Below are 23,687 nucleotides of genomic sequence, written 5' to 3'. Positions count from 1 at the left end.
TCGCTCGTCCGGCTCTTGTCCGCCCTCCCTTAAGAAGCGGAGGAAGCGAACCAGGCGGCCGTCTCCTTCAGCCCCTCGGGAAGCGGCGTTTCCGCCCGCCAATGAAGCAGCTCCGCGGCGCGCGTGCAATCGAGAACGCTTCGCTTGAGATCCCCGGCGCGCATGCCTGCGGACACGAGCGGCAGATGCCGCTCCATGGCTTCACAGACGGCTTCGTACAGCTCGCCGATCGGCACCTCCCGACCGCTGCCGATGTTCAGCACCTGTCCGCCCGCACAGTCGAGCGCGGCGAGGTTGGCCCGGCAGACGTCGCGGATGTAGACATAATCGCGGGTCATGCCATTCGGCATATCCGGGCTGCTGTACAGCAGGGATGGGCGTCCCGCCGCCGCGTTGCCCATGAAGATCGGGACGGCTCCGCACTCGCCGTCGGGCGCTTGGCGCGGCCCGTAGACATTGGCGTAGCGCAAAGCGACGAAGTCGAGCCCGGCGTTCTGCCGATAGAGGCGCAAGTATTGCTCGACCGCATACTTGCTCACCGCGTAAGGAGATAGCATGGCGGGCGGCGCATCCTCCCGCGTCGGCAGAGCCGCCGTAACGGACGCAAGCGCCCCTCCGGTGGAGGCGAAGATCACCCGGTTCACCCCGTGCCGTACACAGCCGTTCAGCAGCTTGAGCGTGCCGGCGATGTTGACGTCCGAATCGAGCAGCGGGTCGCGAACGGACCGGGGCACCGATTTTTGCGCGGCGTGATGGTTGACGACCTGCGGCCGTTCGCGCTCCAGCACGGTGTCCATCCCGTCCGAACGGATATCCAGCCGGTAAAAGGCCGCCCCTTCCGGAACCTGCTCCCGCTTCCCCGCACTCAGGTCGTCGACGACGACCACTTCATGTCCTTCCCGAAGATACGCTTCCGCCACATGCGAGCCGATGAAGCCGGCTCCCCCCGTCACCAGGATTTTCATTTCCCTTCCTCCTCTTGAATCGGTTTTCGGGCCTCGATCAGCCCGGAGTCCTTGCGGATATCGACCGCGCCCCGCCGCTTCACTTCGCTTTCCAGCATCAGCCGGAATCGGGCCAGATCGGCCTCGGACAAGGCGCTGCGGCTGTTGCCGGTCGTGGAAAGGATGTACTCGAGGAGCGGCTCCGCCTGCGTGACCCGAAGCGCATCGTCGTAGCGGGTGATCGCCATGTCGCTGAAGCCCGCTTCCGCAAGCTGCTCTGCTCCGGTTTCCAGTCCAAACTCGGCGGCAAAGTCTTTTTCCGACAGCACCAGATCGGGATGAAACTTCGCAAGGAGCTCCTTCATTTCCCGCAGGTGATCTTGGCCGATGGTGGATGCGTACAGCCGTCCGCCGGGCTTCAGCACCCGGAGCATCTCCCTCAGCGCCTTCGGCCGCTCGTTTACGTGGTAGAGCATGTGATTGGCCAGCACCGCGTCAAAGTGATCGGCGGGAAATGGAATCGACCGGGCATCCGCCGCGAGGAAGCGGAACTTCGCCGAGCCGGAGAGCTTGTCCCGGGCATCCTGGAGCATGCCCTCCGAAAAGTCGGTGAGGGTAATCTCCCAGTCATCCGGAATCCGTTCGAGGTTGCGTTCCCAGAGGCTGCCGTCTCCGCAGCCCAGCTCCAGGACCCGGCAAGGCCGCGCGGGCAGCGAAACCCGCTCGAACAGCCAGCGGTGCCAGCCTCCCGCGTTCACGCTGTACCGGTCGTGCAGCCGAATTCGCGTATGCAGATTGGCGGCATCCCGGTATTGGTCCACCCACCGTTCCTCCTGCGTAACCACCTGGATGATCGAAGTAAACAATCCCCAGCTTTCTTCCAAGCCCTCATCCGGAGGAACACCGGCTTTATCCGCCGCGTCGCTTTGTTCCCGGTCATCCAGCCTGACGAGGGTATTCTCCACGGCCTGTCGGACCAGGCGAAGATGCTCCATCTTGCGGCGGATGATGGTGGCCTGAATGCGCAAGGACTCCCGAAGGTCCTCCGGTCCCTCGCCGCCGATCACCTTCTTGATTTCGTCGATGGTCAGCCCGATATATTTCAGCGTGAGAATCCGCTGCAAGCGGGCCAGGTCCTGCATCTCGTAATAGCGGTAGCCGTTCTCCGACCTTCGGCTCGCGGGCAGCAAACCGACCTTGTCGTAGAAGCGGACAGTCCGAATCGTCACCCCCGCTCTGCGGGCAAACTGCCCGGCCGTCATCCCGTCCCGTTTTCTTGAGTCCATCCCGTTCCCTCCGTGAATCGGTTTCGTGCACTCCTATGTCTCTCCGCTTCATTGTAAAGGATGACCATACGTCACCCTCAAGCAGGATTTATTCATCCAACGAAAAAGAACCCGTTTCTCTCGAAACGGGCTCACCCGCGGACGCGGCATCCGTCGCTTAGGTCAGGGCTAAACCAACCGGTGAAGATGCTCCTCGAACGGTTTGCTGGAATAGGCCTGGTAATGAATCTGGCCGGAGAACTCCAATTGGTTTTGTACCCTCATTCGGGTGACCGGATTCGTGATCCGCTCCAGCACGTTCTCCCGCGGGCACCAGATCACCTCGGTCGTCTCGTCGGAGGTGCAAAGCTCACCGCCCGCGTAATCGCACAGAAAGTCCAGGTTTTTCTAAAAAAAGAACCCAGCACCAGGAGGCGCTGGGTATGCCCATGTACTAAAACGAATTGTTGCTCGGAGGAACCACCATAACCTGCTGAGGCTGCTCTTTGTGTGCTGCACTCACCATCAGCAGGATGGCCGTAACCAAGTGAAGAACCATGCCGAGGAAAGGAATCCAAGCCAAGATAGATGTTACAATCCCAAGAATGGAACCATACTTCACTTCGTTGTTCTTGGAAGAGATAATAAGTGTGATAATATGAAGTATCAACATGACGAATAAAGGCGTATAGGCGGTCCCGATGATGATAAGTCCTCCCAAAACAGGAATTCCTAAGAGAAGTTCCAGAGCCCCTGTAACCCATTTTAAAACTTTAGATACCGACATCAATTATTCCTCCCATGTGACCGGTATATACAACCGGAAGTTTATTTGTTAGGTAATTTAATATCAATTTCTCCATCGCTGCTGAAGCTAAGCTTGGTCAGGTCCACCTTAATTTCAAGCTGCTTCCAATCCTTTGGAACCTCGTAAGCAAGCCTTCCGCGTAACTTCTTACCTGCCGCGAGCTCGCCGTCCAACGTACCAACCTTTTTGTTTAGGGTGAGGGCCATGATGTTCTGATTAATCGAAAAATCATCCTGATAGGCTTCAAACATTAAAGCTGAACTAACGACATAATCTTTTTTGGAAATATTCTCAATAAGAATGGTCACATCAATAAACTCATTACCCTCTGCCGGTTTGACAAAGTCATTACCCTCGGGCTTCTCCAGACTCTCAACCGTCAGTTTAAAGTTCTTGGTCGTAATGGTTTGTCCAACTTCCGTTATGGCCACCTCTTGATTACTTTCGGTAGGCACCGGGCTCGTGGAAGCTTTTACAACCTCAGAGCTCGTTTTTTCGCTAGAAGAAGGGGCAGGGCCTGTTACCGTTTTATCTTTGCTGCCACCCATATTCGCGCCAATGATTCCCAACACAACGACAACTAGAACCCAAAACCACCAGCGTTTATAGATGGCTTTTTTCCTTTTTTGCTCCACTAAACTACTCTCCCTTATAGGTAATTATGCCCAACTCACTTGAGCTTACCATATACAAGATATTCAATAAAGGGGTAATATGGGAAAAGTTGATGAATATTCAGTGTCATTTTTTGCCGAACCTTTTTTTGTAAAAGGAGTCTCTTCAATAAGATGGTTTCACTTCAGTCTTCGTCTCCCATCACTTGCAGGTCAAAAGACAAAACAAAAAAGGCCTTGCTGCGCAAGGCCTTTCTCGTTCTTTCCTGTAAGTGCGGTTGAGAGGACTCGAACCTCCACGGCCTTTCGGCCACTACCCCCTCAAAGTAGCGTGTCTGCCATTCCACCACAACCGCATATTGAAGATTATACTCTGCTTCCGAGGGAATTGCAAGCACTTTTTTAGGGGCGCTTGGGAAGCAAAATGGTGAGCCATGCAGGACTCGAACCTGCGACACCCTGATTAAAAGTCAGGTGCTCTACCAGCTGAGCTAATGGCTCTTGGTGACCCGTAGGGGATTCGAACCCCTGTTACCTCCGTGAAAGGGAGGTGTCTTAACCCCTTGACCAACGGGCCAGCTGCCTGTTTCATCAGGTGCCGCCAAAAGCGACAAGGGTTATTATATATCGCTTGTCCCCTCTTTGGCAAGCCCTTTTTTATTTTTCTCCAAAGGGCTATCCAACCCGCCTCAAAAGCAAAAAAACAAACCGAACGTTGTCGCCAACGTCCGGCTTGCTTCAGGAAAGCGGAGAGAGAGGGATTCGAACCCTCGCACCGATTGCTCAGTCTAACCCCTTAGCAGAGGGTCCCCTTATAGCCACTTGGGTATCTCTCCAAGAACTGGCTCCCCGGACAGGACTCGAACCTGTGACAACTCGATTAACAGTCGAGTGCTCTACCAACTGAGCTACCAGGGAAAATCAAAAGTCAAAAAGTATCGTATCACGGCTTGGCCGACAAGTCAAGCGCTTCCAGCTTTAGCTTGCCGCGGCAGCGTCCGCACCGGTACCGCTTGGGGTCGACCCGGCGCTTGCGCAGGTATGCCATCCCGCAGGATTGGCAGCTCAGCCGGTAGCGGTACGGCTCTGTTCGCCGCGACTCCGGCAAGGACTGGCAAAACCGCGTTCCGCCCACCTGCCGCAGAAGCGACTTGAAGTCGGCGTCGCGGTGCTGGTAGCCCATCCGGGCGAGATGCAGGTGGTAGTGGCACAGCTCATGCTTGATGACCTTGTCCATTTCCTCCGTTCCGAACGCTTCCAGGTGGCGCCGGCTGATCTCGATGTGGTGGCTCTTGGTGAAGTAGCGGCCGCCCGTCGAGCGCAGCCGCCCGTTGAAGCGGGCCCGGTGCCGGAACGGTTTACCGAAGCTCGAGAGCGAAATCTCCTCCACGCGCCGCTGCAGCTCGGCATCGGTCATACCCATTTCCTCTTGACTCATTCCGGTTCCCTCCCCTGCCCGTCTCTCTTGAATTTTTACCGCAACCTACGCTACACTGTCAAGAGAAACCGCCCCCTACGGGGCAAGAGAGGGGATAGTCGCCCATGGCCTCCGCTTTGCGTTATGCACTCCTTCGTAAGGAAGACCGGCTCGAATTCGTATCCATGCCGGCCGATTACCTGTATCAATTGACCGCTCTGCTCGGCAGACTGCACAAGGAAGCGGAGAAGCTCACCGCCGAACCTAAACCGGTGCTCCCCGACGCGGTTGCGGAATTCGACAACCTCGAGCTCATCGACCGCAGCCTTGCCGTCATGGACGGTCTCACCTACATAAATCGCCTGGAACAGGAATTCGCCTCGCTACCCGAACGGGCCTATCCGCTCATTTCGCTGCTGACAGAGATTCGTGCCCTTCAAGCTCAGCTGGAGCAGTGGTACGAGGAGGAAGGCGCCTGATCGGCTGATCCTGCCGCGGCTGTTCAGCCGGTTCCCGCTTCCAATCGGGACATCCTCTGGACTACCGAATTTCAAGCCCCCTATCGCCGGTTCGGTGCCGGTTGGCCGCTCGTCCGTCCGGCACCATCCGCCCGCCCGCTTCATATCATGGAGCAAACCGACCAGGGAAGGAGCGGATGCCGGATGCCGCAATGGCTCAGCAACCAGTTATTGAGGGCTTTCCAGACCAAGAACGTGAGGAAAATCAAGCTGTTGAACGACTGCTGGTATTTTTACCGCATCCAAGGGCTGGGGCAAGAGCAGCGGTCTCCCGACGCGCCCAGCCAGAACCGGTAACGGCCTTTTGCGGGACCGCATCGCATCGAGGTTCCCCTTCACCTGTGCAAAAAAGCGGAGATTCGCCCATCCCGGCGAAGACTCCGCTTTTTCTATGGCCTGCCTGTCTTCCTCCCGCATTATTCCTGGTCGGCGGGCTTGCGCATGGTCAGCCCCACGCGCCCCTTCTTCTCGTCCACGGACAGCACCCAGACCGTCACCGTGTCTCCGACGGAGACGACATCCATCGGGTGCTTGACGAACCGGTCGCTGAGCTGGGAGATGTGCACCAGCCCGTCGTTCTTGATGCCGATGTCGACGAACGCGCCGAAATCGATCACGTTGCGGACGGTGCCGGTCAGCTCCATGCCGGGCCGCAGATCGCCGATCTTCAGCACGTCCGTGCGGAAGATCGGCGGCGGCAGCTCTTCACGCGGGTCGCGGCCGGGCCGCAGCAGGCTTTCGACGATGTCGCGCAGGGTCGGCACGCCGACCTCCAGCCGCTCGGCCAATTCTTCGGGCTTCACCGCCGAGAGTGCCTCCTTCATCCGCGCGCTCCCGATGTCCGCGCGGGTGAGTCCGGTGAGCCGGAGCAGCCGCTCCACCACCGCGTACGACTCCGGATGGATCGGCGTCGCGTCGAGCGGCTCGGAGCCGCCGGGAATGCGCAGGAAGCCGGCGCACTGCTCGTAAGCCTTCGCGCCAAGCCGGGGCACCTTCTGCAGCTCCTTGCGGTGGGCAAATTTGCCGCTCTCCTCGCGGTGCTTGACGATGTTCTTCGCCAGTGTGGCGTTGATCCCGGCCACATACCCGAGGAGGGAAGGCGACGCCGTGTTCACATCGACGCCGACATGATTAACCGCCGACTCCACCACGCCGCCGAGCGACTCTTCCAGCCGCTTCTGCGAGACGTCGTGCTGATACTGCCCCACGCCGATCGCTTTCGGATCGATCTTGACCAGCTCCGCCAGCGGGTCCTGCATCCGGCGGGCGATGGAGATGGCGCTGCGCTCGGCGACATCGAGGTCGGGGAATTCCTCCTGCGCGAGCTTCGAGGCCGAATACACGCTCGCTCCGGCCTCGCTCACGATGCTGTAGGGCAATCCGAGGCCGGACTCCTTCAGCAGGTCGGCCACGAACTGCTCCGTCTCGCGCGAGGCCGTGCCGTTGCCGATGACGATCAGCTCGACCCGGTACTGGCGGATCAGCCCCGAAACCCTCGCGCTCGCTTCCGCGATCCGGTTGTGGGGCGGCGTCGGGTAAATGACGTCCACCTCCAGCAGCTTCCCGGTCTCGTCGACGACGGCGAGCTTGCAGCCGGTGCGGTAAGCGGGATCGAGGCCCAACACCACCTTGCCCTTGACCGGCGGCTGCAGGAGCAGGTTGCGCAGGTTCTCCGAGAAGATGCGGATCGCCTGCTCCTCCGCCTGCTCCGTCAGGAGGCCGCGCACCTCGCGCTCGATCGCCGGGGCGATCAGCCGCTTGTAAGCGTCCTCCGCGGCTTGCCGCAGCGCATCCTTCACCGCCGATTCCCCGTGGATGTACTGCCGGGCGATGAAATCGTGAATTCGGTCCGGCGCCACCTCCAGATTCACCTTCAGCACATCCTCCCGCTCGCCGCGGTTGATTGCCAGCGTCCGATGCGGAGGCAGCTTCTTAAGCGGCTCGCTGTAGGCATAGTACATCTCGTAGACGGATTCCTGGTCCTTGTTCTTGGCCGCCGTGGTCAGAACGCCGTGATCCTGCGTGAAGCGGCGCACCCAGGCGCGAATCTTGGCATCGTCGGCCATCTGCTCGGCGACAATATCGAGCGCGCCTTGGATGGCCTCCTCCGCATTCGGAACCCCTTCCTCGCCCGTTACATACTTCGCCGCTTCCTCGGAGAGCGAACCCCGCCGGGGCTCCCGCAGAATCCACTCGGCGAGCGGGCCCAACCCCCGCTCCCGCGCGACGCTTGCACGGGTTTTGCGCTTTTGCCGATATGGCCGGTAGAGGTCCTCCACTTCCTGCAGCTTGGCCGCCTGCCGGATAGCCGCAGCCAGCTCGCCGGTCAGCTTGCCCTGCTCGCCGATCAGCCGCAGCACCTCGTTCTTGCGCTCCTGCAGACCGCGCAGGTACCCGAGCCGCTCCTCGATCCCGCGCAGCTCGTTCTCGTCGAGCTCGCCGGTCATTTCCTTGCGGTAGCGGGCGATGAAGGGAATCGTGTTCCCTTCGTCGAGGAGCGATACCGCCGCCCTTACCTTGGTTCCCGCCAGCCCCAGCTCCGCCGAGAGCTGCTTGAGCATCCGTTCCAGCACCTGGCCGGGCGCTTCTTCTATGTAGCCTTCCGTCGAATTCACGAGCTCCGCCATCTTCTTAACGTCCACCTCGATTTCAGGAATAATAGCCGCCTAAGGTTCCACAAAAAACCAAAAACGAGGGCTTCCCCTCGTTTCGTTCCCTGCGTTTCAAGCCGAGTGCCCCGTGATGGGCCTCCTAAAAGTCGATGAGTCCCAGGCTCACCTGGAGCGCCTCATCCACGCGCTTCATCATTTCGTCGTCCAAATGGGTAATCTTGTCCGTCAGCCGCTGCTTGTCGATGGTGCGAATCTGCTCCAGCAGAATGACCGAATCCCGGTCAAAACCGTGAGCCGCCGCTTCCACCTCGACATGCGTAGGCAGCTTGGCCTTCTGAATCTGGGCCGTGATGGCCGCGATGATGACAGTGGGGCTGAACCGGTTGCCGATGTCGTTCTGAATCACCAGCACCGGCCGCAGACCGCCCTGCTCCGATCCGACGACGGGAGACAGCTCGGCAAAAAAAACATCGCCACGTTTAACTATCAACGGTTACACCCCGCTAACCAAGCGGTCCACGGTGCTGCCTGCAGCTTCCTCGGCCTGAAACGACTCCGCCGCGATGCCGAGGTTGATCTTGGCCATTTCCATGTAGCCGCGCTGCATGGATTCGCGCAAGAAGCGTTTCTTCCGCTCCAGGAGATAGAGCTTCATGGCCTGACGGATGAATTCGCTGCGGTTGGAATTCTCCAACTCGACGATTCCGTCCACCTCTTGAAGCAGTTGGTCCGGCAAACTGATCATGATTCGTTTCGTGGTCATGTTCGACACAGGCTTCGCACCCCCAAAGACATTCCAACCGTCCAGAGAAACGGATCCAACCCCAACTTTTCCTTCAACAGGTAGCATTTCCCGTTTCCGCCGGGCGCATCCGTACAGGGTTGGTGATAGCGTTCCATCTATCAAGTATGTTATACCGGATTGCTTCCCTGCGCAAGTCCTCCGCCCAATTTTTCCGGCGTTTGCCAATGGCCGAGGTGTTCAACAGCTTGCCCGGACCTAGTCCTGGGTATGCTGCTCATGCCGCAGGTGATTGAGAATATGGACGATCCGGCCGCCGCGGATGTAGATGCGCGGGACGCGGTGGGAGATCATGCAGGTGATCTCGTAATTGATCGTGCCGAGCCGGTCCGCCAGCTCTTCGGCCGAAATCCGGTCCTCTCCCTGGCAGCCGAGCAGGACGGCCTCGTCCCCGACGGATACGCCGGGAACGTCCGTCGCTTCCGCCATGCACTGGTCCATGCAGATCGAGCCGACCACCGGCACGCGCTTGCCGCGGATCAGCGCTTCCGCCTTGCCGGTCAGCATCCGCGAATAGCCATCGGCATAGCCGATCGGCAGCGTGGCGATGCTTTCCTCGTCGCGCCGCACATGGTAGCGGTGGCCGTAGCTGATGCCCGCCCCCGCCTTCACCCGCTTGAGATGGACGATCTCCGTCTTGATGCTCATCACCGGCTGCAGATCGACGCTGTCCTTGCGCACCTCTTCGGAAGGATAGAGGCCGTACATGCCGATCCCCAGCCGGACCATGTTATAAGACAGCTCCGGCGTATCGATCGCCGCCGCCGTATTGCCGGCATGCAGGTACGGGAAGCTGACACCCCTCGACGTAAAATAATCCACGACCGCTTTGAACCGGTCGTACTGCGCGAGCGTGACCGCCTTGTCGGCTTCGTCGGCGCAGGCGTAGTGGGTGAAAAGCCCTTCCACCCGCACGCCGGATAGCCCCATGGCCCGCTCGATATAGGCAACGGCCTCCTCGGTAGTCTGCAGGCCGAGCCGGCCCATGCCGGTATCGATCTTTATATGAACGGTCAGTTCCGGCGCGTCCTGCGGACGGCGAGCGAGCGCCTCCAGCATCTCCTCGCTGAACACGGTCAGCGTGATGCCTTCGCGCGCCGCCAGCTCGATTCCCTTGACCGGCGTATGCCCGAGCACGAGGATCGGCGCTTCGATGCCGGCCTGGCGCAGCTCGATGGCCTCATCCAGGAACGCCACCGCCAGGTAGCTGACGCCGTGCTCCAGCGTTTCCTGCGCCACTTGCACCGCTCCGTGTCCGTAAGCGTCCGCCTTGATGACGGCCATAAGCGCGATTTGCTCGGGCAGCGCTCGGCGAAACGCTTCAATGTTGTGACGCAGCGCGTCCAGGGAAATCTCCACACGAGTCGACCGATAAAACGTATCCACGAAAAGTCCACCTTCTTCTGAAGTTTGCCGGGCGCCCGCGTTTGCGCGAGCGGGCGCTCCGGGCGCATCCAATCCGATAAGGAGAATAGCGGCCGGGTCGCGGCCGCTACGTTATCATGTTATACGGATCGGATACGGGTGTCAAACCCCGTTTGGCGCATGGCTGCGGCTTCCGGCAGGCTCTCGGCGGAACCCGAACGAATCGGTTATTTTTCCGCCTCGTCCTGCAAGCTCTGGGCCACCTGCACCATCAGCTCGGTCGGCAGGTCGGAGCTGGAGAGCCGGTACAGCCGCCCGTTATAGGTCCAGGTGAGCGTCCGCTTGTCTTCGCCGGTGAAGGTGCCGATCGTGTAGCCCAGGCTTACGCTCGCGCCGGGAAGCAGCATGACCTCCTGCGCCTTCGGCTCCGATTCGAGCAGCGTGTAATTGTAAGCGCCGGTGAAGCGGAGCAGCACCGCCTGGTCTTCGCCCAGCTTCAGATCGTCCGCCCCGGCAAACGCCACGCCTTCGATATGAAGCTGCGGCTGGTAGATTTCGATGCCGCTTTCGCCGACGACCAGGGGGCCGTCCGTCTCGCTGCCGGTTGCGGCTTGTGCCGTTTTGCCGCTGTCCGCACCGGTTGCCGTACCCGTTTTGGCGTCCTTCGCAGCGCCGTCCGGCTTGTCAGCCTTGTCCGCGGCGGCCGTGCCATCCGTCTTGGCTGCATCTCCGGCCTTCGCCGCATCGGTGTCCTCGCCGGCCGGCTGACCGGTCACGGGCTTGCTGGCGTCGCCGCTGTCGGGGGATGCCGCCTTTTGGCCTTCCGCGCCGCCTGCTCCGTTCTTCGCCTCGGCGTTGGCTGCCTGCTCCAAGGTGTCCGGTTCCTGCTTCGCGCTGTCGAGCAGCGACACGGGGTCGCCCGTCGAGGGGTCCACCTTGCCGGCGCCGTTCTTCAGGTTAAGCGAGGTATCGAAGGAATTGTCCGTGAACTTCTCTCCGAAGGAGAAGCCGGTGAAATCGACGGTGACCAGCGTGGTGTCGTTCGAATCCCGAACCTCCACGCGCTTCGGGCTGTAGTCTTTTTTGTTCAGCCAGATCTTCTGGCGCGACAGCGTCGTGTTGGCGTAATTGGCAGCCACGTCGAAGACCAGGTCGTTGCCCTCCGCCGTGAACTTGCGTTCCTTGTCCGACACGATGCTGCTCACGAGGGACTGATAGAGGTAATACTGCCCCTGATTCTCCGGCCAATCGCTCTGGAACCGAAAGCTCTTGTTCAGGTGGGGGGTAAGCACGAAGACCCCGTCATCGTTTCGAAGCACGATCTGGGTGATGTCCTGCTTCTGATTCGTCAGCGCGATCCGGTAATAATGCGGATTCTGATACCACACATCGAGCTGATATTCCTGCGGCTGCTGCCCGTTCTGCAGCACCATTTTGCCGCTCGTCTTGTAGCTGTCCAGCTTGCCCAGCTTTTGGCTCAAATCCTGTACGACCGACCCCGCATCCTTCTTTCCGCCGCAGCCGCCAAGCGCAACCGCCAGGCACAAGACGACGATTGCCGCCATCCACCTCATCCGCCGCATTCCCATCCATCCTCTCTTCGCATAGGCTTATTCAACTTGATACCATGTCTATGAGAGAACTTGACCCATTATGCAGACGGGCTGCCCCGCTTTTCCCTCCGGAACGTTAACCGATAAAGAACTGCATCGCCCCTTGCGAGCCGCTGGAAAAGCCGTCGCCCCGCGTCCGGACCGTTCTTGGTTCGTCTTCGCTTTTCCGGAATGATTAGTGCCGCACCCCGCCCGCTTTTTCCGTGGCCTTTCCTTCATCCGGGTTCATTCCCTGAGCCGATCTCCCCGCCGACAGCAAAAAAACAGCCCTGCCGTTCTCCCGTACGAGAGGCCGCAAGACTGTTTCTGTAGGATCAATAGATCATGAGCTCACTGCTCCATCCGCCGGACGTCCACGGTCACGTCGAGCTCGCCGCTCCTGCCCCGATAAACGCCCTTCACCGGAACGATATCCTGGTAATCCCGCCCATGCCCGAGCTTGATGTAGCGCCAGTTGACCTCGGTATTGTTGGTCGGATCGAAGCCGAGCCAGCCGGTTCCGGGAATGTGAACCTCGACCCAGGCGTGCGAGGCCTGCTCGAAATCGGCGTTGCCCCCTTGCAGGTCGCCGACATAATGGTACCCGCTCACATACCGCGTCGGCACGCCGAGCGAGCGGCAGACGGCGATCATCAGGTGGGCGTAATCCTGGCAGACCCCGCGCTTCAGCCGCAGGGTACGGCGGACGGTCGTATGCACGCTTGTGGCTTCGGGGTCGTAGGTGAACTCCTCATAGATCGTGGAAGAAAGGCGGCTTGCCCAGTCATGCAGCCCCTTCGCTTCCTCCAAGGGGTGTTGGGCGGCGAAGGCATACAGCTCCTCGGTGATCTCCGTGTACCGGGTCGGCAGCAAAAATTCGCAGTACCGGTCGCGAAAAGCCTCCCGCTGCAGCAGCTCGAGCTGCTCGCCGTGCGGGAGTACGGGCAAATCCTGCCCTTGCGGCTTGTCGACCGTAACCACGGTGGCCCGCGTCCGGATGATCAGCTCCTTGTGCGGCCGGTTGACCGTGAAGGCATGGACGCGGTTGCCGAAATAATCCTCGTAGGAGAACAGATCGGCGGCGGGCGTCACCGTAACTTCGGAATGAAAGCAGGATTGGCGGTAATTGGTGCGCGGGGTCAAGCGAATCTCGTTGACGCTGTCGGTCACCGGCTCGGGATACCGGTAGCGGGTGGTATGATCGATCTCGATTCTCATCCGGCGGCCCCCTCCACCCGAAAGAATCCTCCCTCGATCAGCCGCCCCAGCTTCAGGCAGGCGCCGCCGAGAAAATCGAGCATTTCACCGTAGCCTTCTTCCTGGACCGGCTCCTCTTCCAGAAAATCCAGCTCGGCGCGGATCTTGCCGGCGTAGCGAATCGCCTTCTCCTGGCCGCCCCCCCGAACCGGCGCTTCCTTCAACAGATGCCCCAGATGGTCCTCCAGCCGGTGGAAGGAATACCGCACGGACCGCGGGAAGGACGGCTGCGTCAGCAGAAAGTGAAAGATCGCGGGCACGGTCACTTCATCCGCATAGTAGCGACGAAACGTCTGGTACCCGCTGACCGATTTGAGGATGCCCTGAAGCACAGCATACGCCCCCCGGCTGTCCTCCTCTTGGAGAGCGGAGAAGGCTCCGCACAGGGAGCGCAGAATCCGCACCGTGTTCTCCGCCCGCTCCAGAAAGCGACCGCTCTTGATCAGCCGCCACTCTTCCTCGCGAAGCATGACGGACTCCTCCATGCCGAGGAAAATCGCGATGTTATCCTTCAACTGCCGGTAGAACAGATTCGGTCCGGCCGTGATGTCGGCCGCCGTTTTCTCCCCGAGCCAGAGGTCGAGCCCGTTCAGCGCATCCCACATTTCGCTCGGCAGCTTCTGCCTCAGCTCGCGCAGGTTATTTCGGGCCTGATGGATGCAGGAAAAGATCGAGTTGACGTGGTCCCGGTCGAGCGTGATGAACTCCAGCACGCCCTCCTCGGTCAGCCGTTCTCGGCTCGCTCCATACGCCTCCTGCACGCCGAGCGAAGCCAGCAGCCGCTGCCATTTGAGCCCCTCTTCGCCGAACTCCCCTTCGGTCTGGATATGGTAATGCACATCGATCAGCCGCGCATGGTTTTCGGCTCGTTCCACGTACCGGCCGATCCAGAACAAGGCTTCCGCATTTCGGCTCATCATGCTCCCACCGCTCCTTTCTGGGCTAAGGATGTGACACGGAAATCATAGCTCCTGTTCGCTCTGTCGAGGCGTTAAGAGCCCAATACCCAGGTATCCTTGACTCCGCCGCCCTGCGAGGAATTGACGACAAGCGATCCCTCTCTCATGGCGACGCGCGTGAGCCCGCCCGGGATCGCCTGCGGCCGGCCGTCGGCTCCCGTCAGCACGAAAGCCCGAAGGTCGATGTGGCGCGGGGTCAGCCGCCCGTCGACCAGCACCGGGCAGCGGGACAAGCCCATAACCGGTTGGGCGATGTAGTTGTCCGGACGGCACATGACCTTCACACGGAAGCTTTCGATCTCCTCCTCCGAGGCTTCGGGACCGATCAGCATGCCATAGCCGCCGGACAGGGACGTCTCCTTGACTACCATTTCGGGCAGCCGGTCCAACACATAGTCCCGCTCCTCCGGACGAGACAATAGATACGTATCCACATTGCGGAGAATCGGCTCCTCGCCCAGGTAATACCGGATCATCTCGGGCACGAACACATACATCGCCTTGTCGTCTGCAACCCCCGTCCCGGGGGCATTGGCCAGCGCGATATTGCCCGCTCGATAGGCATTCATGATTCCCGCCGTTCCGAGCATGGAGTCAGGGCGGAACACCAACGGGTCCAGGAAGTCGTCGTCGATGCGGCGGTAGAGCACATCCACCTGCCGGTAGCCCTTCATCTGCCTCATGTAGATACGGTGATTGCGCGCGACCAAGTCTTGGCCTTCCACCAGATGCAGCCCCATCTGCTGAGCGAGAAAGGCATGCTCGTAATAAGCGGAGTTGTGAACCCCCGGCGTCAGAAGCGCCACCACCGGCTCCGGGGAGCGGGTTGGGCTCAGGCTGCGCAGGACGGAGAGGAACCGGTTCAGGCTGTGGTCGATGTCGCGGATGCGGCTCGAGAAGGCGAGCTCGGGAAACAGCTGATTCATCAGGGAGCGGCTCTTGAACAGGTACGAAAAGCCGGACGGGCAGCGCAGGTTATCCTCCAGCACATAATAGCGGCCGTCCCGGTGGCGGATCAGATCGATACCGGCTACGGCAATGTAGGTTTGGCCCGGCACCGCGAGGCGGGCCATTTCCGGACGAAAATAGCGGTTCGCGATGACCATCCGGCGGGGGACGATCCCTTCCTTGACGATCTGCTGATCGTGGTAGAGATCGTGCACAAACCGGTTCAGAGCCCGAACCCGCTGAACGAGTCCCGCCTCCAGCTCCTTCCATTCCTCGCCCGGAATGACGCGGGGAATCACGTCGAAGGGAATGGTCCGCTCGCCGGCCGCTTTTCCCGAATCCGAATTCAAGGTGAAGGTGATGCCCTCCTCCACCATCCGCCGTTCCGCCAGCCTCTGCCGGGTCCGCAGGTCTTCCGGCCGAAAGCGGCTGAACAGCCGGTGCACCTGCTCATAATGGGTTCTCGGGGCTGCGTCCTCCGCATACATTTCGTCGTACTCGCCCGCTAGCGGATACGCTGCCCGGCTGGGGTCCGGTATCACTTCCGACATAGGCGCCGCCCCTTTCACAGAAATCTTGTCAGGTTTTATCCCCCGGTTTTGAGCAGATGTCGAATCAAGAGCCGGTTTCGATGCATATGGCTTCGAATTGATTGCCATTGATTACCCCAATCATACTAGAACTAACCTTATGTGTAAATATATATGACAATTTGCAAGAATACAGATCGCTCCTTTTTTTAGAAATAGTGATTTCCCTTTCGAAAAATCAAAAAAGCAGGGCAGAATCCTCCAATAGGAAGAGTCCACTCTGCTTTCCATTTCAATATGCTTGCCCGGGGAAGGTCGCGCTAGACAAGCAGCGGCCGCTTGACCGCCTGCGGATCGGATTCCCATCCGTCCTCGATATCGAATATCCGGGTGAACCGCCGTTCAAGACCATAGTCCTCCCAATCGGCGACATCGCCGCCTTCCCGGACGGCGAAGCGGATCCAGGCTTCCTGCATCCGCCGCGCCAGCGCTTCCGCGGCGGCGTCGATCCGGCCGCCCATCTTTTCCAGGTAGAACAGGTTGTTGAACACGAACATGATCTCGAGGGTATGTACCGATTTGCCAATCAGCGGATGCCCCGGATAGCTCCAGTCAAAGCGGTACATCCAGACCCGACCGTGGGGGAGTTGGGCTTCCGCCAAGCGAACGGCCGGCCCCCAGAAGATGAGGTCGGTCACCAGCTCCGCCTGCCCGTCGTTGGACACCTCGTAACCGTTCGCCAGCTCCGCCGCCTTCGGTCCAAGCCCGAACTGTTGAAGCAAGCCGACGGTCTGTTCCCGCTTCAGCACCGGCGCCCCTTGGCGGATAAAATAAGCCCCTTCGTCGCGGTTGGTCCCGACCAGGAGCTCGACTCCCGCCGCGCTCCCCGCCCGGACCGCTTCCGTCGGATCGAGCGGCAGCGTCGCCCCGTCGAGCGCCGGCTGAAACACCATCGGCCCGAGCCCATGGGGATTGAGCTTGGCCGACAGCCGCTCCGCCGCCTCCTGAAGCTCCTCGGCGGAGAAGGCTTCCAACCAGCCGGCGATATCGGCTTGCGCGTCCGCCGGGACCGCTTTCGATGCGCTGGCGGACACCGCCGCATTCTCGCCCTTGTCGGACACCGCCTCCTCCTCCAAAATGCCGGTCGCCGCCGCATTCCGCCGGGTACCCGGCTCCGAGGTCGGTGCGGTTCCGCGCCCGGTCGCCTTCAATTCCGCGAGGAAGCCCTGCGCGATCCGCGAGGCCGCCTCGGCGGGCAAATACTGCGTCGCCCCGCTCTGTAGAATGGCGCGCCGGAACAGCCCCTTCGCCGCGGGCATGGCCAGCAGCGCGGCGATGGACATCGCCCCGGCCGACTCCCCGAAGACGGTGACCCGCTCCGGGTCGCCGCCGAACGCGGCGATGTTGTCGCGCACCCATTCGAGAGCGGCAACCTGGTCCAGCATCCCGACATTGCTGCCCAACCCGCCGCCGAACGGCGCAAGGTGCAGAAAACCAAACGCGCCCAGCCGGTAATTGACAGTCACGACGACCACCTCGCCCGACCGGACGAAGGAAGTCCCGTCATAGAGCGGCAAGCTCCCGGCCCCGGACACGAAGGCTCCGCCGTGCAGCCAGACGAGGACCGGCTTGAGCGACCCGGCGGCCGCCTCGTCCCCCGAATTGCCGTCCTCCGCTTGAGCCGATTCGGCGGGAGTCCCAGCGGTTCCTTCCGCCAGTGGTGCCCAAATGTTCAGGTACAAGCAGTCCTCCGACCGCTTGTCCTCACTCGCCTGCGCGCTCATGCGGCTGGAATCCTTCACCACGGCCTGCATGGCGATCGGTCCCGGCTCCGCTGCCGGCCTTACCCCCTCCCAAGCCGCCGGCTTCTGCGGCGCCCGAAAGCGGAGTGCGCCCACCGGCGGCTCGGCGTACGGAATGCCGCGCCAGACGCGGACCCCGGCTTGCTCGTATCCCTGCACCCAGCCCTGCCGGGTATTGACGGTTTGCTGATTCATCGAATGGCCCTCCACCACAGTTAAAAATGCTTTATCTATCACGATAGCAGAATTTTTGCCAGGGAGCAAAAAAGCGCACACTAAAGAAGAGAGGCTCGGAAACGCCCCCCTTCTCCTTATCTCACAATCATCCAAATCCCGATCACCAGCAGCCAGAACATCCCGCCGAGCAGAATGCCATAGACGATTCCCCGGCCCGCAGACTGAGGATCCTGGTTGTCCTCCTCCATGCCGCCGCCCTCCTTCATTCCTCGAATGCCATGTTGTCGATCTGCTATCAGTTTATCCAGGAATGCCGAAGGAAAGACCCATGTCCGGCGTTTAATAGGCGTTCTTGTTGACAAGTCCTTTCCACAAGGTCTGGGCGATGATGCGGAGATCGAACAGGAAGGACCAATTCTCCAAATAGTAGATATCGTACGAGATGCGGTCGGGAATCGACGTGTCTCCCCGCAGTCCGTTGCTTTGCGCCCACCCGGTCATGCCCGGCCGCACATGGTGCTTGACCATGTATTTGGGCACTTCCTCCTTGAATTGCTCGACAAAATGCGGCCGTTCCGGACGCGGCCCTACTACGCTCATATGCCCGAAGAGCACATTGAAAAACTGCGGCAGCTCATCCAGGCTGGTTCGCCGGAGGAAAGCGCCGAAGCTCGTACGCCGGGGGTCCTGCTCCACGGTCCACTCCTTGTCGGCCGTGGCCTGGTCGGATACCCGCATGGAGCGGAATTTGTACATCGAGAAATTGCGACGATTGAAGCCGACCCGTTCCTGCTTGAAAATGACCGGCCCCGGCGAGGTCAGCTTCACCCCGATCGCGATGGCCAGCATAACCGGCGAAGTGATCACGATGGCGACCGCCGAGAACAGCAGGTCGAACACCCTTTTCAAAATCCGGTTATTCAGGTTATCGAGCGGAATGTCCCGCACGTTGATCAGCGGCAAACCGGCAAAGGTCTCGAAGCTCGGGCGGGCGGGAAGATAATTGAAAAAGTCCGGAATAATCATCGTGCGGACGCCCGCTTTTTCGCAAATGTTGATCAGGGTTCCGTATTTGGCGTAAGCATTCAAGGGCAGTGCGATGACCACCTCGTCCACCATCTGCCGGGAGAGCACCTCTTCCAGCTCGGAGGTCTTGCCCAGGATCGGCTTGTAATCCGCATGGCGCGCTTCATGCTCGGTTACCAAATCGTCGAGAAAACCGATCACCTCAAAGCCCAGCTCCGGCTGACGTTCGATGTTGCGGTAGAACCTTCTTCCAAGCGATCCGGCCCCCAGAATGAGGACAAACTGCTTGTTGAAGCCCTTCCGGCGCATCCGCCGGAGGAAATGCTTGACCCACAGCCGGTACAGACAGGTGCCGAACACGTTCAAGGTCAGGAAGATCGCCAGGAATTCGCGGGAGATGTCCATTTCCTTGTAGACGAACATGACGGCGATCATCAGCAGGAACCCGACCAGATGAATCTGGAAGATTTTCAGCGTCTCGTAGGCAAAGGTCTTCTTCCGCTTGGGCGAGTAGAAATGCAGGAAGACGCCGAGCAGGAGCACAATAACCGAATAGACGACGACCCATTGATAATACCGGCCGATGGGTAAATGGCTTCCCGGTTCCCTCCAGGGAGATTCGAACTTCAACCACCAGGCCAGGAGGAAGAAAAACTGGACCGCCAGCAGATCGCAAAAGGCATACAAGTAGGACAGTAAGCTTTGGTTGCGCCGGATCATCCGGTATCCCTCCCCATCCGTCTCCATTGGTTGCGCCCCAGCGCAAGACCCAGCTTCACTCCGATCCCGGCATACACCGCGAGATTGGTTAGAGCCGAGTACTTCTTCGCATAATGCTTGCGGTGAAACAACGCCATCGCCCGATGAAACTCGTAGACGATCTTAACCGGCTTCCGTCGGCTGCTGGCGCCTTTGTAATGGATGATCCGCACCGCCGGATGATACCAGTTCTCCCAGCCCGCCTGCTTGATCCGGTAGCACCAGTCGATATCCTCGCCGTACATAAAAAAGGCTTCATCCAGCCCGCCCACCTGCTCATAGGCTTCGCGCCGCACCATCAGGAAGGCCCCCACCAAACAGTCGATCGGCTGGGACAGATCCGGGTCAAGATGCCCCATCTGGTATCCATTGTATTTCGGATTCTTCGGAAACAGCCGGGAAATTCCGAAGGCATAATAAAAGGAAGCCGAGGGTGTAGGAAATCCCCGTTTGCACGCCTTGTCCAGCTGTCCGTCCGGAAGCAGGATTTTACAGCCGCTGGCCCCGACCTGCGGATGCCGGTCCATAAAGCGAACCATCTCGTCCAACGTATCGGGCTCGACAACCGTATCGGAGTTGAGCAGGAGCAAGTATCGCCCCCGAGCCGCCCGCATGCCCTGGTTGTTCGCCCGGGCAAAGCCGACGTTCTCGGCATTGGCGATCCGCACGATCTCGGGATACCGGTCCGCGGCCTCTTCCAGCAAGCCGTCGCCCGACGCGTTGTCGACGAGAATAATCTCAAAGGCGTAGTCTGTCACCGACTGATAGACGGAGGCAACGGCATCCAGCGTGAGTCGGCGCGTCTTGTAGTTGAGGATAATGATGCTCAGGTCGATCGGAATGGTACATTGCGCTGCGTTCATTTTTGTCATCACCTGTAAAAACTTGTAATGCTAGTATAGCATAAAAAAGATAAACATAAAAAATAGTGTTACTCAATCAAAAAGCTATCCTTCATCTTATGGGAGAAAGGATAGCTTTACAATCATAGAATAAAGTTAATTAATCAAAGACAATGTCTTTAGGGTTCGGAGCACCATGGTTACGGCCTGAGCTCTCGTCCCATCTTCGCTGCTGCTCAAAAGCATTCCCTTTTTGCTCTTTATGCCTAAGATGATCCCGTTTTTTACCGTCCAAGAAAATGAAACTTGCTGATCTTGCGCCAGTCCGGCAAAATCCTCAAATAACCTCAGATCTTCGGCCGTTGTGTTTTGAAGATCGGCTCCTGCGTTTTTCGCCGCTAAATACAACAATTGTGTCATTTCACCGCGGGTTATCGTTTGGTTGGGATAGAAATTTGCCCCTTTTGCCCAACTTAATAGTCCTGCCTTCTGTGCAGAAATGATATCCGAATAATACCAGCGACTCTCGTTGATATCTTTAAATGAATTCCCATTTCCAGTTGTTGTCGTGTAATTTGGGATTCCGAAGGCACGAACTACCATCGACGTAAACTCGGCACGAGTCACTTTCTTTTCCGGCATAAATTTCCCATTTCCTACCCCATTCACAAAGAGACGATTAGCAGCTTCCGTAATGGAAGCGGCAGCCCAATAATTCGGAGAAATATCACCAAAGGAGCGTTCGTTTATTACCAGCACATAGGTGCTATGAGTCATAGTGGAAATGCTTGCTAGCAGTTGTCCATCTTGTTCCGTCCACTTTACCGGTTTTACGGAGGGCTTCCCGTTCCCGTCTTCAAATGCAATCGCTGCAACTTTACTTTTATCCTTTAAATTCGAACTTTTACCCAACTTAAAAGAAATGGTTACGTATTTGCTAAATTCCTTTACGTGAATTTTCTCCCCCGACTTTGTCATCAGAGAAAGAGAAATCTCATAAGGATCACCAATTACAGAGGAAGAAGTAAGCGAAGCTTGCATGGTTTTGGATAGTTCGCTCTTTTTAAAAGAAAACACCGCATAGATCGGATCTTGAGTTTTCTTACTAAATAACTCATAACTAGGGATGACATTCTTGAAATCGATAGGGATTTGATAAGTTATCCCCTTACTTTCGATAGCCAAAGAAGTCACTTGATCTTTCTCTTTATAGGATAACAAACCACTAACTTCAAACTGTAGGCTTGCACCCTCATCAACCTGAGTCAGATCCAGTTTCAGAATATGGTCTTTGGTGATTTGAGGAACAACGGATTGAGTTTCTTTTGACAAGACGATTTCAAATGGAGGATTAGAAGATACGCTTCCTCCTCCAATGCCTGTACCTGCCCCTGCTCCTGGATTGGATCCATTTCCATTACCCGAACCGTTACCGTTTCCTGATCCGGGTTCCTCTTGTTCTTGATTCCTTTGCACAACAAGAGAATAGGTTGCCTTGTCCCGTCCATTTTCAGCAGTTATCACCACATCAAAATGGTTTTCCCCCTGTGCCAGTTGTATTGCTTCCGACTCGAAAAGACTGTTTTTATTCGAAATGCTCAATGACATTTCTTCTTGGTAGATCGAAACCGATGCATTCTTATCTTTCGGTTGAACCACTATTCGAATGCTGCTTACCTTATTCTCGACTTCAGCTTTATAAACGGACCCACTAACAGTTAGCGGGATAGCCTCATCTGCCAATACATACATATTTGCAAGATTGGTATTACCCGAACGTTCCTCTCCTCCCGGTAATGGGGCTTCGGCGCGATTAAGGATAACTTCGTAAGATTCCTGGGCTAGACCGTCTGTTGATTTGACCCGTATCTCTAATTTGGTTTCACCGACAGGCAGAACAATTTGCTCAGATCGGTAAACTCCTCTCGAGCCAGTGAGAGCCACTTCCTCCCCCGACTTGCTGGCACTTACTGTAGCATATTTGCTTGAGGGTTTTAACGTCAAAACTATACGATCTTGGTCGTTGCTAAGTTCGGCCTTATAAACGGAATCTGTAACGCTAAGTGGGATCGAAACCCCATTTGCGCTCATTTGAAGGTCAGCAAGTTCCGCATTTGAATCTTTTTGAGGAGTTATTGGATACATCTTGGCTGCCCCAAAATAACCCAAGGCATATAGATCTGGAAGCGGTGCTGGCATATTGAAGATTTTGTCCGCAATAAAGAAGAGCGTTTGTTCTTTTGCTGTAGACATATACAAGGAACTGGAATATCCGCCAATCTTCACGTTCGGATAAACCCACATTAGTGCTTCCATCGGCAGTTGAGCAGGAAGCAAGGCAATCCCTTTGGAATCCAGGAATTCCTTTCTTCCCAGTTTCATTAAATCCGGCTGATTCGTGGGGTTCCATACCGGATGGGGTTTAAAAAACAGATCGTAGTCCTTTCCATAATCCTTAACAATTTGTTCGACGACATCTTCAAAAGTCCCACCTTCTCCGGAAAGACTCGTACCTGAGATGATCAAATTCGGTTTGGGAGAAGCATCAAACAATTGGTCAAATAGCGACTTATCTATTCCTACGGCTTTCTCAAAGGATACTTTCTGTTCATCTGGTAAGTCACTGTAGAAATGATAAGGTGCAATCTTAATGGTGTTCATTTTCCCGACTTCCGCTTGGACCAACGGGTCTTGACTTGTTAGCAATTCAGGAAATTGCATGCGATATTCGATGTTGTTCGATTGTGAGGCATAATACATGCTATTTGTTAAGTCCATGTTGTTTTGCCTGCTGATTACGCCGGTTTCTCCATCTAGGACTTTCGTTTTTCGGTTATCGTAGTCACTAGCGTACTGATTCCAAACTCCGATCGAACTCGGATTTGAATATAAGTTCTTAAAGATGTTATACGTCCCCGTACCATCAGACAGCAACGTTATCTCGTATTGGTTTTCTGCCACTCCATTAGCAAGAAACAACTGGAGGCCGAATTGAATACGCAGATCATCCGTGTATAAATGAAACTTCGCCGTTGGATTGTTGGCGTGCAATTCTTTAATTTTGTTCTCGATTGTGGTTAGCATCGTTTCGCCATAAGGATCCGTTAAGGCAAGGAAATGGACATTCTCAGGGAAACGACTGGAATCAAAAGTCTGCTTGCGTTCATACCACATATACCCTTCGTTTGTACTACTAAAGGCTGTTAGTCCGGCATAGAGAGTCGGCAACGTTCCGAGGGTGATATAAAAGTCAAATACCTGTGAATCCAAGGTCTGTGGCTGTTGATTACTCTCGACAGAATTTGGCGAGTCTGCTGCGGCTAGCTGTGGAAGACTTAGAGACACAAACAAAGCAAACGTGAGAACCATTGATAAAACCTTTTTCATTATTTCCCTCCATGTTGTAAGAATCGCTTGCTGCAACGAATTGTAACCTCGTGTCGAAATATG

General features: G+C 57.5%; 20 protein-coding genes and 5 tRNA genes. 2 read left to right on the top strand and 23 right to left on the bottom strand.

The window, feature by feature from the left end; translation table 11 throughout:
• Window positions 1-29 precede the first annotated feature (29 nt).
• The 11 genes from ACSEXS_RS18030 to ACSEXS_RS17980 form a co-directional block, all read right to left on the bottom strand.
• Window positions 30-965, bottom strand: coding sequence for an NAD-dependent epimerase/dehydratase family protein (locus tag ACSEXS_RS18030; protein ID WP_438434627.1), 936 nt, complete (start codon window positions 963-965; stop codon window positions 30-32).
• Window positions 962-2,230 (bottom strand): methyltransferase domain-containing protein, encoded by a 1,269-nt coding sequence (locus ACSEXS_RS18025; protein WP_438434626.1) that lies wholly within the window; start codon window positions 2,228-2,230, stop codon window positions 962-964. The genes ACSEXS_RS18030 and ACSEXS_RS18025 overlap by 4 nt, the downstream gene beginning before the upstream one ends.
• A gap of 168 nt (window positions 2,231-2,398) precedes the next feature.
• The gene (locus ACSEXS_RS18020) at window positions 2,399-2,551 is read right to left on the bottom strand and encodes a hypothetical protein (RefSeq protein WP_438434625.1); all 153 of its coding nucleotides are present in this window, start codon (window positions 2,549-2,551) and stop codon (window positions 2,399-2,401) included.
• A 112-nt stretch (window positions 2,552-2,663) separates the two neighbouring features.
• The gene (locus tag ACSEXS_RS18015; RefSeq protein WP_438434624.1) at window positions 2,664-2,996 is read right to left on the bottom strand and encodes a hypothetical protein; all 333 of its coding nucleotides are present in this window, start codon (window positions 2,994-2,996) and stop codon (window positions 2,664-2,666) included.
• A gap of 41 nt (window positions 2,997-3,037) precedes the next feature.
• Entirely contained in the window at window positions 3,038-3,652 is a 615-nt protein-coding gene (locus ACSEXS_RS18010; RefSeq protein WP_438434623.1) for a DUF4352 domain-containing protein, read from the bottom strand.
• A gap of 252 nt (window positions 3,653-3,904) precedes the next feature.
• Window positions 3,905-3,987, bottom strand: a tRNA-Leu gene (locus ACSEXS_RS18005).
• 69 nt (window positions 3,988-4,056) lie between these two features.
• Window positions 4,057-4,132, bottom strand: a tRNA-Lys gene (locus tag ACSEXS_RS18000).
• A 1-nt stretch (window position 4,133) separates the two neighbouring features.
• Window positions 4,134-4,208, bottom strand: a tRNA-Glu gene (locus ACSEXS_RS17995).
• A 170-nt stretch (window positions 4,209-4,378) separates the two neighbouring features.
• Window positions 4,379-4,467: transfer RNA gene (locus tag ACSEXS_RS17990), tRNA-Ser, on the bottom strand.
• Window positions 4,468-4,473: 6 nt separating this feature from the next.
• A tRNA-Asn gene (locus tag ACSEXS_RS17985) sits at window positions 4,474-4,549 on the bottom strand.
• Between the two features lie 25 nt (window positions 4,550-4,574).
• Complete coding sequence (locus ACSEXS_RS17980; protein WP_438434754.1) at window positions 4,575-5,048, bottom strand: SprT family protein; 474 nt, start codon at window positions 5,046-5,048, stop codon at window positions 4,575-4,577.
• Window positions 5,049-5,173: 125 nt separating this feature from the next.
• Here ACSEXS_RS17980 and ACSEXS_RS17975 point away from each other — a divergent pair, with 125 nt between their 5' ends.
• Window positions 5,174-5,527 (top strand): hydrolase/acyltransferase, encoded by a 354-nt coding sequence (locus ACSEXS_RS17975; RefSeq protein WP_438434622.1) that lies wholly within the window; start codon window positions 5,174-5,176, stop codon window positions 5,525-5,527.
• Window positions 5,528-5,710: 183 nt separating this feature from the next.
• A complete protein-coding gene (cmpA, locus tag ACSEXS_RS17970; RefSeq protein ID WP_438434621.1) occupies window positions 5,711-5,863 on the top strand; it encodes a cortex morphogenetic protein CmpA in 153 nt (50 codons plus the stop codon).
• 119 nt (window positions 5,864-5,982) lie between these two features.
• Here cmpA and ACSEXS_RS17965 read toward each other — a convergent pair whose 3' ends face one another.
• The 12 genes from ACSEXS_RS17965 to ACSEXS_RS17910 all read right to left on the bottom strand — a co-directional run bounded on the left by ACSEXS_RS17965 (window position 5,983) and on the right by ACSEXS_RS17910 (window position 23,624).
• Window positions 5,983-8,193 carry a Tex family protein gene (locus ACSEXS_RS17965; RefSeq protein WP_438434620.1) on the bottom strand — a complete coding sequence of 737 codons (2,211 nt, stop codon included), beginning with the start codon at window positions 8,191-8,193 and terminating at the stop codon, window positions 5,983-5,985.
• A gap of 124 nt (window positions 8,194-8,317) precedes the next feature.
• Window positions 8,318-8,668, bottom strand: a complete 351-nt coding sequence (locus ACSEXS_RS17960) for a type II toxin-antitoxin system PemK/MazF family toxin (RefSeq protein WP_438434619.1) — start codon at window positions 8,666-8,668, stop codon at window positions 8,318-8,320.
• 3 nt (window positions 8,669-8,671) lie between these two features.
• Complete coding sequence (locus tag ACSEXS_RS17955) at window positions 8,672-8,950, bottom strand: CopG family ribbon-helix-helix protein (RefSeq protein ID WP_438434618.1); 279 nt, start codon at window positions 8,948-8,950, stop codon at window positions 8,672-8,674.
• A 228-nt stretch (window positions 8,951-9,178) separates the two neighbouring features.
• Window positions 9,179-10,366, bottom strand: a complete 1,188-nt coding sequence (gene alr / locus ACSEXS_RS17950; RefSeq protein WP_438434617.1) for an alanine racemase — start codon at window positions 10,364-10,366, stop codon at window positions 9,179-9,181.
• Window positions 10,367-10,572: 206 nt separating this feature from the next.
• Entirely contained in the window at window positions 10,573-11,928 is a 1,356-nt protein-coding gene (locus ACSEXS_RS17945) for a LolA family protein (RefSeq protein ID WP_438434616.1), read from the bottom strand.
• Window positions 11,929-12,288: 360 nt separating this feature from the next.
• Complete coding sequence (locus tag ACSEXS_RS17940; RefSeq protein ID WP_438434615.1) at window positions 12,289-13,155, bottom strand: transglutaminase family protein; 867 nt, start codon at window positions 13,153-13,155, stop codon at window positions 12,289-12,291.
• Complete coding sequence (locus ACSEXS_RS17935) at window positions 13,152-14,114, bottom strand: alpha-E domain-containing protein (RefSeq protein ID WP_438434614.1); 963 nt, start codon at window positions 14,112-14,114, stop codon at window positions 13,152-13,154. The genes ACSEXS_RS17940 and ACSEXS_RS17935 overlap by 4 nt, the downstream gene beginning before the upstream one ends.
• A 71-nt stretch (window positions 14,115-14,185) precedes the next feature.
• A complete protein-coding gene (locus tag ACSEXS_RS17930) occupies window positions 14,186-15,652 on the bottom strand; it encodes a circularly permuted type 2 ATP-grasp protein (protein ID WP_438434613.1) in 1,467 nt (488 codons plus the stop codon).
• A 299-nt stretch (window positions 15,653-15,951) separates the two neighbouring features.
• Complete coding sequence (locus tag ACSEXS_RS17925; RefSeq protein WP_438434612.1) at window positions 15,952-17,628, bottom strand: carboxylesterase/lipase family protein; 1,677 nt, start codon at window positions 17,626-17,628, stop codon at window positions 15,952-15,954.
• Between the two features lie 321 nt (window positions 17,629-17,949).
• A complete protein-coding gene (locus tag ACSEXS_RS17920; protein ID WP_438434611.1) occupies window positions 17,950-19,356 on the bottom strand; it encodes an undecaprenyl-phosphate glucose phosphotransferase in 1,407 nt (468 codons plus the stop codon).
• The gene (locus ACSEXS_RS17915) at window positions 19,353-20,231 is read right to left on the bottom strand and encodes a glycosyltransferase family 2 protein (protein WP_438434753.1); all 879 of its coding nucleotides are present in this window, start codon (window positions 20,229-20,231) and stop codon (window positions 19,353-19,355) included. The genes ACSEXS_RS17920 and ACSEXS_RS17915 overlap by 4 nt, the downstream gene beginning before the upstream one ends.
• Window positions 20,232-20,393: 162 nt before the next feature.
• Window positions 20,394-23,624 carry an S-layer homology domain-containing protein gene (locus ACSEXS_RS17910; RefSeq protein ID WP_438434610.1) on the bottom strand — a complete coding sequence of 1,077 codons (3,231 nt, stop codon included), beginning with the start codon at window positions 23,622-23,624 and terminating at the stop codon, window positions 20,394-20,396.
• Window positions 23,625-23,687 lie beyond the last annotated feature (63 nt).

This window comes from Gorillibacterium terrae (assembly GCF_051594785.1).
Taxonomy (GTDB): Bacteria; Bacillota; Bacilli; order Paenibacillales; family NBRC-103111; genus Gorillibacterium.
The sequence above is the reverse complement of the archived record's forward strand: the minus strand, read 5'-3'. Positions and strand labels throughout refer to the sequence as shown.